The following is a 14425-nucleotide window of genomic DNA, read 5'->3' on the forward strand; positions in this document are numbered from 1 at the left end:
GTCTCAGTAATGTTTAAACAACCACTTTTGCTTGTTTATTTTGCTGGTTAAAAAAGCGCACAACCTTGGCCATTTTGAAGAATGTCGTTGGAAGAGCAGTAGCATGCGCTCCCCTAAAGGAGCAAAGCTATGTTGACTTACCAGTAACTTTATATTGCTATGACCCGCTTGCTTAAGTTCTGCAACGCCTTGACATAACGACTCTTCATTATTAATACCTAGCGCAATAGTAACCAAGGTCAGCTCGCTACATAAGCTTAAAGAATGCAGTGGTACATTATTACGATTTAACTTTAATGCTGGCGACATATCCAGCAACACATAATCATATTCTTGCTTTAAACGCAGTACCGCTTCATTTAAAACATGTTTGTTTTTTGCTGAATCAATTGACTCTAAATTGTGAATTGTAAGTACTTCAATACCTTGATAAGGCATAACACTGAGCTGACAGGAAATATCATCAAAACGCCACAACTTAGTCAATGTAGGCAGCTGTTTGTCTAAACGAAACGAACTAATAGGGTTAAGGTCGATAACGAGTACTGACTTATTTTGACTTTTTAAACGTTGAGCAACACTAATACAGGCTGTGGATGAACCTTCGCCACCGTACAAAGAAATAAACGTCACGCACCGTGCTTCATCATCAATCAAGGTGTTACAGATGGTTTCTAGTTCATGGTACTGCCCAGGTATCAAGTTCATAAGCTTATCACCAAGGCAATTATGGTTATAAAGTCGAGGAAGTTATCTTTAAATTGACTAATTAGGTCTTGGCCTTTATCGGGCACATATAGCGTATCTCCAGCTCTAAGTACCGGAATATTGGCCGAGTTTGGAGACTTTATAAATTCCTCAAGATTAAACACGCGAGATTGTTCTTTACAGCATGAATGGTTAACAACCACTATTTTGTCAATGAGAGCTGAACTTGACGGCCCCCCAGCTTCAGCAAGCACATCTAAAATAGACATCGTATCATCAAAGTTATATCGACCCGGCTTTTGCACTGCCCCCATAATACGAACAACTCGCTCTTTAGGGGTACGTAACCAATCTTTGTCTTTTTCTGGAATAAATATTGTGTCGCCGGGTGACACATGAGGAAATAACGTTTCATCACCAGTTTCAAAATACATCGCTAAATCAAGTTTGCTCACTCGAGCACGATTACCATTACGGTGCGTAACTCTAATATTACGAATATCCGCACTACCATTAGGACCATCTGCTGCTGCCAAAATATCAATAAAATGCATATTGTCATTGAACGCATAGCGCCCAGGGGAACCTACTTGCCCCATGATATAAATAGACTTGCTCGATTCTTGACGTATCCATTGCGATTTATTGTCTCCGGGGTCTACTGGTAACTCTTCAACAATAATAGTATCGCCAGCAATTAAACTCGGCAGCGCAATTTCACCGTTAGTAATAGTGTATTTTTCAAGATCAAATCGTTGGGTGACATCGCCATTTCGCAAAATTTTAATATCGTTCACGTTAGCCCCTTTAGTAGGGCCACCAGCATGCGCTAACAAATCAGTAAAGTCCATTTCATCACTCCACTCATAACGACCAGGAGATTGAATAGCACCTATAATTTTAATCGCTCGTTTTGTCGGAATTTTTAACCAGCTTTTTTCGTTAACATCTGTTTTTTCAGGAACAAATATTACATCACCGGGGTTTAAATCGGGCACTTTAGCGGTGGTTAATCCCTCACTATAACCCTGTAAATCAAAAAGTATGCTCTCTCCAGCAGGGGTTAATATTTTTATTTGCCGTGTTTCTGCAAAGCGCGTTGGGCCCCCTGCATTTGCTAAAATGTCTAAAAAGTTAGTACTGTCGGCAGCCTCATAGGCACCGGGCTTTTGTACCTCACCCATAATATAAACCGTGCGCGATGTGGTATTTACATCATCCACCATAATCGGCACATATATGGTTGATCCCGCTTTTAGTAGCGGCATGTTGCTATCGGTAGGTTTATCTAAATATGCTTTTAAATCAAAAATAACAGGAGCTTTATCAACGATCACTCTAATTTTAGTTACATCCGCATAGCGAGTAACCCCTTCCGCACGCATCAGCGCATCTAGAAGCGTCATATTTTCTTTAAACGAAAAACTACCAGGGTTATGCACTTCGCCAAGCATAGTAATGGCACTGTTGTCGCTTGCATCCCCTGTAGCACTAAGCGTTTGTGCATCAAAATCAATTTGTACGTTACCAAGGAGTGGAGAAACAGGCACAAACACAGTATCTTCACTTTTAAGCTTTGGTAATAAATTTATGTCGCCTGAGTCTAAATATGCTTTGTAATTAAATTCAATTACTTCATCTTTGCGCCTTATTTGTAAGCGATCGAGCTGTGCGCCAGGTCTTAGGCCATTTGCTTTAGCTATCACCATTTGAATATTACCATCATCGGGAATACTCACCTGAGAGGGTGTGATCACATACCCTAAAACATTAATAAATATATCTCTGCTTCTCAGCTCCACATAAAAGTCATCTATTGCAACAAACAACTCTGCAAGAATAGGTTTAAGTTCTGCCTCTATTTGCGCAACCGTTTTATTACCTACCTGAAACTGCCCCACCTCAGGTATATTAATTTGACCTTTTTTGTCGACCTCAAAAGTTGTTTCAAATTCAAGTTCCCCTGGGACATATAAAAACAGCTTGTTACCTGCTTGTACTATGGATTCATCGGCTTGCGTTGCAAACGTAGAGTTCGTTATTAAAAAGAAAAAAACAAAGACAGTAAAAATAAATCTCATACATTACTCCTTTTTCTTTTCAATAATTTTAGTCCAATTCATTAGTGACTTTACTTGTTTGCTATTTTCACTTTGCGCGTTAGCATCTAATATAATAGCCTCAACTCGGCGGTCTGAATGGCGTTTTTGCTCACTTTGCTCCGACTCACTAAATGGTTTTAAACTGCCTTGGGTTAAAGTGATAATGTTATAGGTAGGCACGCCATAAACACCCAGCCAATGCTTAACAGTTTCAGCGCGCTTTAAAGCCAGCTCATAATTACTATTTTTACTGCCTACAGAGTCAGTATGCCCGATAAGCAAAATACTAATACTTTCTAATTGTTTAATTAAATCGGCTGCTTGAGCAACCCGTACGGCATATTTAGGGGTTATTTCAAAGGCATTGAATGCAAATTGGTTATCACTATTTAACAACTCCGCTATTTGCTCTTTTACATTAACTAAAGCGGGTTGTTCATCAGTCGATGCAGCGCAATTAGTCAACTTTCTAACGGTATCAAAGTGATTAGCTAATTGATTAAGGCCATGATAATGAATTAATAAGTCGTGCTCCGCGTCTTCCCACATTTGGGCTGCAATTAAACGTCGGATACGATTTTCATAAATTTGAGCTTTTAATAACTGCGCTGGCATACAGGCATTAATATCTTGCGACTTTAATAATTCAAGCTTAAGTTCTAAGTGCTCAAACTCACTACGAACAATACCCTCAGGTTGATTAAATGTTTCATCAAGCTGCTGATCATCTAATGGATAGTTTTGGTATTTTTCGGCCATACCTCCTTGTCCTTCATCCGGCCAAGAAGCACACCCACCTAAAAATATGAAAATGACAATTGCTATGCGCGCCTTCATAAAACTCTCCCTGGTAACCTCTACACAGCGTCAATAAATGGAATGGTTTTATCCACTCTTAATAAATTCATTAACTTAAACGGTTGTCCTGTGACATTAAGTAAAGATAGCTTATTACTATGTTTTTCAATTCTTTTATATAGAAAAACAATAGCACCTATTCCTGAAGAGTCGATAAATTCGGTTTTAGAAAAGTCTAAAACAACAAAATTCGAGTCTTGCTCAACGAGCAGCTCAAACTGATCTTTTAGCTCATCGACAGCAAAGCCTGAAAAGTCATCAGGAATGGTAATAACGGTTTGATCGGTTTTGTTAGCTACATTTTTCATTTTAATTACCTATTAAAAGTATGAACTCAAATAGACAGTTACAAGAAGAATGCCAAACTTAAACCACTGAAATATATTAACTTTAATGGTTTGTTAATTGATTTTTGAAATAGAAGTGCATAATGCAATTGCTTTTTGGGTGTGCAATTGCATTATGCGAAGCGGGTTATTGGCCTTTACCAGTAAAAATAACAACCAATGTTTTAAATAAAATAGTCAATTCCATATAACACCAGCTACGAGCTGATGAAGTGCTCAACATATAGGCGTAATCCCAACCAATTTTATTGCGTGCATCATCAATAGTTTCATCATAACCATTCATCACTTGTGCTAACCCAGATATGCCTGGTTTTATGCCATAGGTACGCTGACAAAAATACGGAATATCTTTTTCAAGCTTGGAATAAAAAATAGGTCGTTCAGGACGTGGCCCTATCAGCGACATATCGCCTATGAGTACATTCCATAATTGTGGTAATTCATCTAATCTTGTTTTGCGAATAAACCGCCCTACTGAGGTAATACGCGGATCATCTTTACTTGCCCACACCGCTCCACTTTTAACCTCAGCATCAACCACCATAGAGCGAAATTTTAATACGTTAAAAAGTGCCACAAAGTCATCATCACTCTGCCCTACTCGTAACTGTTTAAACAACACTGGTCCTTTAGAGCTGAACTTAATCACCAATGCAACCATGAGCATTACAGGAGACAGAATAATTAGGCCAATAGTAGAGCCTAAAATATCAATGCCGCGCTTTACTGCTCTAATCACAAGATTATTAGACTGCTTAGTTTGGTGAACGCGCTGCCAATGCTCACTATATTCACCCCGTTCAAATTTAATAATCCCCCAAAAAGCACACAAGTATGCCGCTACAATATAGTTAATACTGTCGAACACCGGCCATTTAGTCTTTATGCTCAAAAGCTGTTTTAATGCACCCAGTCCATGTACAACGGCTAATGTAATACAGGCTACTTTGGCTAAAAACACGTTAGAAAAAACCGCCAGAAAAATTAGTAATCCATAAATCAGTACCAGTATAATGGGCATAATGCCACGTAATACCTTGTGCGAAATATAATTAAAGCTTACCCAGCCTAATTTTGGATTAAATAGCTCAGACAGCATTTTAATTTGTTGCCAATTGCCAGCACCTAACCTTACTCTTCTTGCGTAATCATGGCTTTGTTTATCGCATTCACGTTCAACAATGTTGATCTCGCTATTTACTAGCGCTTTACCACCTTTATTAAGTGCTTTCATCGACAAAATAAAATCATCGTTTATAGTGCTCGCATCTAATAACTGAGCATATTCGGCGCGTATAGCAAACATGGCACCAGGTACGCCAATAACAGCGCCTAATGATGACTCCATACTTTTTAGTTTATTTTGATATTGCCAATACTGTTGCTGCTCTTTGGTGGCTAAGTCATCTAATATATAAACCCCAGTGATCACATTGACCTGAGGGTCTTTAAAATCAGTATCAATTTTATTTAGTACATCAACGCTCAGTAACGCACTAACATCGGTGAACAGTAATACATCGTAATTTGGCTTGGTTAGTTTTATTAACTCATTAACACCAAACGACTTGCCTTTATTGACCTTATTAAAATGCAAATGGCACACTACATTTTGCTTTGCAAGATGCGATTGAGCAATCATCGCCTCGTCATAGGTTTTGTCTGTACAGCCATCAAGGTAAATATGAATAGCATACTGCTCTGTGCTGTATAACATAGAGCCCAGGTTATAGAGCTTTTCACGAATATGTTCTTGCTCGTTGTAGGCGCACATTAAAATACCAAAGCGCGTTGTTGGCGGGGTAGCGCTTGATTCGACGTTTACTTCATCGTTACTAAAAATCTTTAATAACAATAAGTAACCAACATGATGGTACAATACCAACACAATCAAAATCGCCAATGTAATCAGTAAAAAAGTCATTGTAATCCCCTTATGAAGCTAAACCATTATAAAAATGGTCATAGGCTTCACTCATTGTGTTTGCATCCGCAATTGAGAGAATATACTCTCGAATGCATTGCCCGTGCTTCATTTCCAATGCTTTCAATAGGGCAAGTTTTAAGCCAAAAGAATCATTAGGCTTTACTAAAATACCCTGCTCATTACTGACCACTTCGCTAATGCCACCGACATCAGTTGCCACTATTACTTTGCCACATGCCATCGACTCTAAAATAGATAGAGGTAAGCCCTCTCGTTGCGAGTACAAGCACATCACATTAATGGCAGAATAAAATAATTCCATATGCTGCACATTTCCTAAAAAATGTACTCGCTCTACCACACCTAGTGACACTGCAGCACTCATCAATGAAAAACGTAAACTGCCATTACCAGCAAATACGAGTTCAATCTCTTTGGGTAGCGCGGGCAGTAATTTAATTAAATCTAAATGACCCTTACCTGGCTCTAAACGCGCAGAACAGCCGATAAGTTTTTTGTCGTGCGGTAAGTTAAGCTTAATCCGTGCAGTAGCGTCATCTGTATCTATAAACTGCTGAAAATCAATGCCGTTAAGAATAGTACTATCAGCTTTAATAGCAGTTTCGTTATAAAACTCATTAGCGACCACGTTTGCATCAGCCACCCAATGGATTTTAGTTAGCTTATTCAACACCTTTGTAATCACTCGCTGTTTAAAGTTTTTTAAATACCACGCATCATGAATTGTCGATACGTGTTTAACACTCGGGTTAACTAAACAGGTGAGGCTAGCGTAAAGCATTGGGCCAATATGATGGCTATGAATCACTGTAATATTATGTTTTTTAATTATTTCACTAAGCTTTTTAATTACACTTAGTTCAAATCTAGGGGCTTTGTTTAGGCTTATAAGTTTTTGCTCAAAGGCTGACAGTGCTGGCCATTCATTTACTGCATCCCACTCAGTCCCTTCCAAAGAAACAATAATACTGGTGTCTGCAAATCGACTTTTTTGCATTAAAGTCACGGCCATTTTTTCCAGCCCACCTATTTTAAAGTGTTGTACTAAATGTAAAACATTCATGTTAATTTCCCTCGCTAAGGAAGTGCATTGATGGACTAACCCCAGCATGTAACGTGCTGTGACCAACAATGGGTAAAATGGTAACCACGTCTAGTGACGATAGTTTTTCAATGGTTTGAATATCTTTTAAATGACTGTCGAATAAGGTAGCAACAAACACACAGGTGACACTGGTAAATATGCCTAAAACAATACCCATAATAATGGCCACCACAAGTGAAGTATTAATTGGTTGAGTGGGACTATAAGCTCGCTCAATGGTTTTAACTTTGTCAGGGCCTTCATACTTAACCAGCTTGCCTGTCACTTTTGCCATTTCGTAACGCCCTAACATGTCTTTGTATAATGACTGTTTAACATCGTAGTCACGCTCGAGCTTTCTAAGTTGTTTTTCTATATCACTGGTTACTAATAAGCGATCACTTACTGAATTGACTTGTTTTTCTAACATGTCGTATTCTTGCTGATGCTGCAGAACATTATTTTTAGCTTCTTCTAGAGCGAGTATTTGTGACACCAACACATTACTTTCATTGTCATTTCCACTGGGTAAGGTATTAGCCATTTGCCAAAGCTGATCAATATTAGTGGCATCAAGGCCTTTACCACTTTCAATTAACGCTTGTTGCCGCGCTCTAATGCTGAGTAGTTCGCGCTTTTTTGAAACCACTTTGCTGTGTTTATCGGTATAGCGGGTTTTTAAAAAACTGAGCTCTGATTCTGCAGTAATTATTTTCTCTTCTATACGACCGAGAATCGGGTTTGCTTGACCCATTTTTGTAGTAAGTGCCTCAAGCTTGGCATTAGCGCCTGAGAGCACAATGGACTTTTGTTGTTGATCACTTAATAACTTATCGAAAGTTTGCCTATTACTGTGTAAAACAGCGGGTAAGGTATTACTGTTTTTTGCTTTAAAGCTTGCCAATGAAGCCTCAGAAATCTCCAACTCTTCTCTTAAACTTACCAGTTGCTGATAAAAAAATTGCTCAGAGGTATCCAGTGATGCTTTCGTTGGGGCTAATAAACTTTCTATAAATTTCTCTACCACTTTTTCTAGCACCGCCTTCATTTGGGTTTGGTCATGCCAAATAAAGTTAACCCGAACTAGCTCGTCTCCCACCAATGATAAGGAAAGCGCCTGTGAAAGCTCTTGATGTATTTTTTCTATTTTGGCGGGGGATGCATCCTTTGGTACTAAATTGGTTTCTTTTGCCACGGCAATCAGAACTTTGCGGCTGATCACTAAGGTACGCAAAGCTGCCATCCTATTTGATAAATCAAACGAGAACGACAAATCATCTAAATAGGGATTAAGCAGCGCCGATTCTTCTATAAGAATAGTGGCGTGGTTTGTATATTGTTTTTGTGACGTTGCCGCGAATACAATCACTACTACGGGTACAATCAGCAACGGCAAAACAAATAACTTTGCCCTGGTGTAAACAGCGTACAAAGCTAAATAAAGTAATCTTTTTATTTGCTCTCTAACTAACATATTCGCTACCCATTGATTTGCATATTGCTATGCGAAACTTTGCGGCTATTTGCAAAATAAAAATTTACAGCGTAAATAGCCTTCTTTAATGGAGTAGTTGCACAGGGCGCGCCAATATTATAGTTATGGTTTAATCGGAGGGATTTAATATTTGTAGATCGTTGATCACAGTGAGAGCTTTTACCGGCCAGCTATGCTCTTTCGCTATGTTTTTTTGGACTGCATGCAATAAACTTAATTTTGCTTGACTGAGTGACAACGCCTGATCAATTTTATCAATAAAGTTATTCTGTGACTGAGCGATAAAAATTTGCGAGTGATAATGATTCACTGCCGCGAAATCGGTTGCGACTATCGGTTTACCTACCGCTAAATATTCTTTTAATTTAAGCGGGTCGCAAGCCCTAATTTGCTCATTATCGACAAATGGTAAAATAGATACATCCCAATGAGCCGAGAAAGATACCAACCGTTTATGCTCAACCGCACTAATATGCGTTACATTTTTAAACTGCAACAACCCTGAAATGGGAGTGGTAATATCGCCAACTAATACCAATTGATATTGCGGCCTAGCAGTGGCCAACGCCATTAACAAAGGGATATCTAGCCAGGCATTGATACTGCCATAAAAGCCAATAATGGGGGTTTTAATAGCGCTGATTTCTGCGGCTTTGTCGACATTACTCGTAAATAAATCAAAGCTCACGCCATGTGTTAGTAACTTAGTTTTTTCAGCAGGCATTTTAGTTTTTAATAACTCGCTGATCACATAAATAAGATCTGCGTTTTTAATCAGCTGCTGCTCAAAAGGCGCAATCAGCATAGGATCAACCCCAGCCAGCGCACTAAAATCGTCACCACAATAATAAATTAGCGAGTCGGTGGCTCTTTTATCAAACAGATAGCATGCCGTTGGCACACTTAACCAATATACAATAGGTTCACTGGTTTTATGAGCACCAATATGACGAGAGAAAACCCAACGGTTATAACAGCGCACTAAGCGATTATCATGCCATGGTAAAATAGGCAGTTTATATACCGTCATATTTTTAGGCGTGGCTATTTTACTATTATTAGAGGGTTGAAATAGCTGCTTAAATTTATTAAAAATACGTTTTATATCGTGCAGCTTTACGCTAGGTTTACGCATTCCTACAGAATTAACCCAATTCACTTGCTGTCTTTTTGCAAGCTCTGAAAATAAATGCTGAGTACTACTAGGGTGGCTCCCCCAATCTTCTGCAAAAACAATAAATTTCATTCGTTCACTCCACTATATTTTTAACTACTTTAGCCGGATTACCTGCGGCAATAGTAAAATCGGGAATATCTTTGGTTACCACACTGCCCGCCCCTATAATGGCTCCTTTACCTATGGTTACTCCAGCAAGTACCGTAACACCGGTCCCAATCCATGCTCCACGCTTAATAATAATATCGCCAATTTGACTCTCGTCATCACTTTGGCCGTTCGCACGACGTTCACAATCAATTGGGTGACCAGGAAAGCCTGCTAAAAAAACACGTCCCGCAAGTCTTACATCATCTTCAAGTACAATTTTTCGTCCTACCGAAAACGCATTTTGCCAGCCAATATCAACATTATTACCAATACTTAATAGAGGCTCACGCTCATTACTTACACGGCCACACAAAGTGCTGATCCCCGAGATCCTGACATCGTTTTTACATTCAACCCTTAATTTACCAATTACCTGAGGCATACCCGAATATAAATATAAACGTTTTTTACTGCCTTGAATTTGGCTTTTAAATAATGGGGTGTAATAAAATATTCTCAGCAGTTCATGAACAAACTGCTTTATAAAATGGTGCAGATGATAAAGCCCACTGTGTAGTAGAGGAATAACGGGTAGCTGTGGATTACGCAGCGACTTTGCAAATTTAAACAAACGTTTTGCCGAGGGGCTGTTACTATTTTTTAGCCAATACTTTAGTTGGGTCACCATAAGACGAATCCTTATTACTATCGATAGTCAGCTTTTCTAGGGCAATGGTCAGCGACAAAATGATGTACAAAGGCCACGTAAAAGCTTGAGTTAAAAACGTACCTGCAACCATAAAACCAATTAAACCGGCTTTTAGCGCATTAGCATTCACTGTCACTTCAGGATTAAAGTTAAGCTTATTAATGCAAAATACTCGAGACAAGCTGCGATAAATACTGGCGATAACCAGTAAAAAAATACATATACCAACAAAGCCTGTTTCACCAAGCACCTGAAACCACGTACTATGCACTGCATGGTTCTTGCCATCCCAGTGCGGGCTATAAAAGTAATAGTTTACGAAGAAGTTATTTACCCCAACTCCTGTTAGAGGGTTAGCAAGCGCCATGTTTATTGCAGCTTGCCAAGCATATATTCGACCCATAGCAGACTCGTCAACTCCACTTTCAGCAGCACCACCACTTTGCCTATCTGAAATCCCCGCAAAGACCATCATGGCAAGCATGGCAACTGCCCCACATGCAGCCACAACCACTGGATTTTTTACCTTTTGATATAAAAAGAAACTCAAAATAGCAGCAATACCTAACAACCCGCCTCGACTTTGCGTAGCTATCACTCCTGAAATAGCCAAAATTAAACCAACGCCCGCAAATAATCGTCGATATTTATTATTATGAACATTAAAAAGTTCAGCAGCTAAAAAAGACACGGGAAACATCAGCACTAAAGATAAATCATTAGGATCGCCCAGCTGTGAACGATACTCTCGAGAAATAGTGACACGGGTGCCCTCAACTAGCCCCACACCATTAATTTTGTTATTCAGTGCCACCAGCGCAATGGCCACACCAGAAATCATAATTCCTAGTCTTACGTAACTAAAGTGAGAAAATCGCGTTAACCACCAGCTGATCACAAACACCATAATAAAAACTTTAACCAACACTCCAGACCAATACTCAATAGCAACGCCACGGTTTGAAGCCGAAAACACACACACAGTAAGCCACACAAACCAAATGACAAAAATAAGATGAGCTGAGCTCCAATGCGGTTTTAATGTTTTGGAAATAAATAAATGCCAGAAAATGGCCAGTAAAGAGGCTAGCGCTAAGAGTTTAGGGATTTTAAGCGGCATTAAAAATACAAATGCCTCATGAATCCTAAAATAACTAAATAAAATAAATAAGATAATAAACACAGTACTAATACGCACGGCTAATACGCCAGCAAATGGCAGTAACAATAAAGCAAAAGCAGCTATGGGCCCAAATAACGAATATAAGCTTAAAATAAGCGCCGTTATCACTAAGCCATTTATTAATAAGTAATGCTCTTTATACCAGTTAACCATGCGCCTTCCTTGCTAAAAGCCGTTGCAATATTCCCGTGATGTGGTGTTTATACTTTTTAAACAACACCGCAAACAAACATATCAACACAGCAAACTGTCCTACAATGTAGTAAGACACTTGCGTCACACTTAACGAAAACACAAGAATAAAGCACAGCCAGCTAGGGAGCAGACTGTGTACTTTAAATGCTAAATGCTCTAGCTTTTGACTAATAGCTACAAACAGTAGCGTTTTTAAAATTTGCGCCAACGCAAGCGATACAACCGCACCTAATATTCCCCATTTTGGCACTAAAAAACTTAATGCAATTAATACGCTTGTAGCACTCACTGCATTAATAATAGTCACAAACAAACCGTTATAGTGAATATAACAACCAATATTAAGTAAATCGCTATGGTGCCTCAGCACAACAATGAGTATTAAACTGGGTAATAGCCACGTATTAAGTAAATAACCTTGTGGTAAAACGAGAGTGAATAAGTGCGGGGCTACAAGTAGCATGATGCTGCAAAGGGCAATCGCAATTTCGAGGCTTAATTCACATAAAAACACATAGTGACTGCGGCTTGAGGTTAACTCGTCAAAACGGCGTGAAAACCACCACATTCTGATTGGCTCAAATGTGAACGAGGTCATGACTGCAAATTGCAGAGCGACATAATATTGAGCGAGCTTTTCTTTGCCCACACTGGCTGCAATATACCAGTTTTCTGCGCCATTATTAGCGTACACAAAGAGCGAAGAGATAATAATGCTTAACAAAAACAGCGTATTCTTAGGCGTAATATTCCATGCGATACATTTAAAACTAATATTAATCGTGCGTGCTATTTGCCACAGTGACAATATCAGTACAATAAAACTCGCTACCACACCAGAGAGCATAACGCCGGTTACACCAAAGCCTAGATATAGCAAGACGATGGTGAGTAGAGTTTGCCCTACCCCTTGTAAAACAGCTAAATAGCAAAACTGCTTAGCCATTTCGTAATATCGAAAAAAGCAAAATACAATCGACAATACCGACGAAAATGCCAAGTTAACGGCTAATAGTTGCAGATCTATCTGGTTAACAGAGATAGGTAATAAATTCAGCAATAGGTCAGCAAACAATACAACAGCAATTACAAATGCAGTGCTTAACATACTACATAAAATCAACGCATCCCTAAATAAAGCCTGCTTACAAACAACGCTTTTCATTTGCTGTTTAAAAAGCAGTTCAGGTAACCCTAGGCATAACAACAAAGACATTACGGCTGAAATAGAGACTAAGAAATTAAGCTCACCAAACTGTGACGGGCTTAAAAGACGAGTTGAGATAGGGAGTAAAGCAAAGCCAAGCCCTTTGAGCAATAATGTTGATAATCCAAAATAGGCTATTTGCTTCAGTCCGTTCATCTTCATTCCTTAAGAGTTTTGCACCCAAGATGACAGCTTTTTAGCTTGTGAGCTGGCATTAAATTTATTTGCAACCAACCGCTTAGCATTGATACCTTTGGCATATCGTTCATACGGATTAAGCTCACAGAATTGAGTTAAAATAGTCTCTAAACCAATAATGCTTGAAGGCTCACACTTAAAGCCAACAGAATCATTTACAATTTCTTTTGCCCCCATAAGCTTGGTCGTTAGCACAGGAATACCACTTGCCATAGCTTCTTTAAGAACTACTGGCCCAGTGTCTCTGTCACCATTACTAGATACACAAAATGGCGCAACCAGTGCCGAGTAATTACTGGTATTTTTTGATAACCAAAGAGGCGTACGACGCCCCAAAAATCGAACATCTTTATCAAGACCGAGTTCTTCACACAAAAATTTTAAATCATTCATTAATGGGCCTTCGCCAACGATGTCTAAGCATATTGCGTATTTTTTACTTAATTTTTTTATAGCGGGTAAAAGAAATTGCAGTCCTTTTTTCTCAACTAAGCGTCCAATAAATAACAGTTTAACTGACTCATTAAGTCGATTTGGAGTGCAGCTAAATAGGCTTAAATCAACACCGCAATGCAATAGCTCAACTTTTCCTACCTTGTAATTACTTAGCTTTTGAGCCATGTCTTTACACACAGCAACCGAGAAATCACATAACGAAAGTTTAAGTTTTAGATCGGTATCGTTTACATACACATCATGACCATGGCCGATTGAAGAGACACTGATACCCGCAATTTTGCTAGCAACAATCGAATATGCCAGCGGTGCATGCATAAAGTGACAATGTATATGGGAGATACCGTGCCGCTTAATTATTTCTGCGATGTTTAACCCATACCCTAGAAGCGACATGGCTGAGATTGAGGTAAAGCGAAAAGCAATTTTGGTAGCATTAAGTGCTGCTAACGGTTTCAAAGTTGCAAATTTAGCAGCAGCACCAAAAGACTTTTTAATAATAATTACATTTACACTGCTATCAAGGTTGGCACTGGTATTTAAATTTTCAAAGGTAATAACACTTACTTTATGCCCTGCTTTAACAAGTGCATTTATTTCTGTGACCACAAAAGTTTCCGACGGGATATGGAAGCTTGGTACAACAATACCTATATGTTTCATGC

General features: G+C 38.9%; 12 protein-coding genes. All 12 read right to left on the reverse strand.

Going from position 1 to position 14425, the window contains the following annotated elements; translation table 11 throughout:
* Positions 1-3 precede the first annotated feature (3 nt).
* The 12 genes from DK924_RS18425 to DK924_RS18480 all read right to left on the reverse strand — a co-directional run bounded on the left by DK924_RS18425 (position 4) and on the right by DK924_RS18480 (position 14423).
* Complete coding sequence (locus DK924_RS18425; RefSeq protein ID WP_055013286.1) at positions 4-708, reverse strand: AAA family ATPase; 705 nt, start codon at positions 706-708, stop codon at positions 4-6.
* Complete coding sequence (locus tag DK924_RS18430; protein WP_109875855.1) at positions 705-2789, reverse strand: SLBB domain-containing protein; 2085 nt, start codon at positions 2787-2789, stop codon at positions 705-707. The genes DK924_RS18425 and DK924_RS18430 overlap by 4 nt, the downstream gene beginning before the upstream one ends.
* Before the next feature lie 3 nt (positions 2790-2792).
* Positions 2793-3647: an OmpA family protein gene (locus DK924_RS18435; protein ID WP_109875856.1), complete on the reverse strand. Its 855-nt coding sequence runs from the start codon at positions 3645-3647 to the stop codon at positions 2793-2795.
* A 20-nt stretch (positions 3648-3667) separates the two neighbouring features.
* Complete coding sequence (locus DK924_RS18440; RefSeq protein WP_010392928.1) at positions 3668-3976, reverse strand: STAS domain-containing protein; 309 nt, start codon at positions 3974-3976, stop codon at positions 3668-3670.
* A gap of 166 nt (positions 3977-4142) precedes the next feature.
* Complete coding sequence (locus DK924_RS18445) at positions 4143-5942, reverse strand: sugar transferase (protein ID WP_109875857.1); 1800 nt, start codon at positions 5940-5942, stop codon at positions 4143-4145.
* A gap of 10 nt (positions 5943-5952) precedes the next feature.
* Complete coding sequence (locus DK924_RS18450; RefSeq protein WP_109875858.1) at positions 5953-7029, reverse strand: glycosyltransferase; 1077 nt, start codon at positions 7027-7029, stop codon at positions 5953-5955.
* Position 7030: 1 nt separating this feature from the next.
* Positions 7031-8524 carry a GNVR domain-containing protein gene (locus DK924_RS18455; protein ID WP_109875859.1) on the reverse strand — a complete coding sequence of 498 codons (1494 nt, stop codon included), beginning with the start codon at positions 8522-8524 and terminating at the stop codon, positions 7031-7033.
* A 130-nt stretch (positions 8525-8654) separates the two neighbouring features.
* Positions 8655-9791 carry a glycosyltransferase gene (locus DK924_RS18460; protein WP_109875860.1) on the reverse strand — a complete coding sequence of 379 codons (1137 nt, stop codon included), beginning with the start codon at positions 9789-9791 and terminating at the stop codon, positions 8655-8657.
* A 4-nt stretch (positions 9792-9795) separates the two neighbouring features.
* Positions 9796-10500, reverse strand: coding sequence for an acyltransferase (locus DK924_RS18465; protein ID WP_109875861.1), 705 nt, complete (start codon positions 10498-10500; stop codon positions 9796-9798).
* On the reverse strand, positions 10466-11857 hold the full coding sequence (locus DK924_RS18470; RefSeq protein ID WP_109875862.1) for an O-antigen ligase: 1392 nt from the start codon (positions 11855-11857) through the stop codon (positions 10466-10468). Before DK924_RS18470 ends, DK924_RS18465 begins: the two co-directional genes overlap by 35 nt.
* Positions 11850-13262: a lipopolysaccharide biosynthesis protein gene (locus DK924_RS18475; RefSeq protein WP_109875863.1), complete on the reverse strand. Its 1413-nt coding sequence runs from the start codon at positions 13260-13262 to the stop codon at positions 11850-11852. Before DK924_RS18475 ends, DK924_RS18470 begins: the two co-directional genes overlap by 8 nt.
* Positions 13263-13271: 9 nt before the next feature.
* Positions 13272-14423, reverse strand: a complete 1152-nt coding sequence (locus DK924_RS18480; protein ID WP_010392950.1) for a glycosyltransferase — start codon at positions 14421-14423, stop codon at positions 13272-13274.
* Positions 14424-14425 lie beyond the last annotated feature (2 nt).

Origin of the sequence: Pseudoalteromonas sp. meg-B1 (assembly GCF_003173795.1) — a bacterium.
Taxonomy (GTDB): Bacteria; Pseudomonadota; Gammaproteobacteria; order Enterobacterales; family Alteromonadaceae; genus Pseudoalteromonas; species Pseudoalteromonas undina.

Coding starts and splice junctions, on each gene's coding strand:
- DK924_RS18425 (WP_055013286.1), bottom strand. CDS start 708: ATGAACTTGATACCTGGGCAGTACCATGAACTAGAAACCATCTGTAAC.
- DK924_RS18430 (WP_109875855.1), bottom strand. CDS start 2,789: ATGAGATTTATTTTTACTGTCTTTGTTTTTTTCTTTTTAATAACGAAC.
- DK924_RS18435 (WP_109875856.1), bottom strand. CDS start 3,647: ATGAAGGCGCGCATAGCAATTGTCATTTTCATATTTTTAGGTGGGTGT.
- DK924_RS18440 (WP_010392928.1), bottom strand. CDS start 3,976: ATGAAAAATGTAGCTAACAAAACCGATCAAACCGTTATTACCATTCCT.
- DK924_RS18445 (WP_109875857.1), bottom strand. CDS start 5,942: ATGACTTTTTTACTGATTACATTGGCGATTTTGATTGTGTTGGTATTG.
- DK924_RS18450 (WP_109875858.1), bottom strand. CDS start 7,029: ATGAATGTTTTACATTTAGTACAACACTTTAAAATAGGTGGGCTGGAA.
- DK924_RS18455 (WP_109875859.1), bottom strand. CDS start 8,524: ATGTTAGTTAGAGAGCAAATAAAAAGATTACTTTATTTAGCTTTGTAC.
- DK924_RS18460 (WP_109875860.1), bottom strand. CDS start 9,791: ATGAAATTTATTGTTTTTGCAGAAGATTGGGGGAGCCACCCTAGTAGT.
- DK924_RS18465 (WP_109875861.1), bottom strand. CDS start 10,500: ATGGTGACCCAACTAAAGTATTGGCTAAAAAATAGTAACAGCCCCTCG.
- DK924_RS18470 (WP_109875862.1), bottom strand. CDS start 11,857: ATGGTTAACTGGTATAAAGAGCATTACTTATTAATAAATGGCTTAGTG.
- DK924_RS18475 (WP_109875863.1), bottom strand. CDS start 13,262: ATGAACGGACTGAAGCAAATAGCCTATTTTGGATTATCAACATTATTG.
- DK924_RS18480 (WP_010392950.1), bottom strand. CDS start 14,423: ATGAAACATATAGGTATTGTTGTACCAAGCTTCCATATCCCGTCGGAA.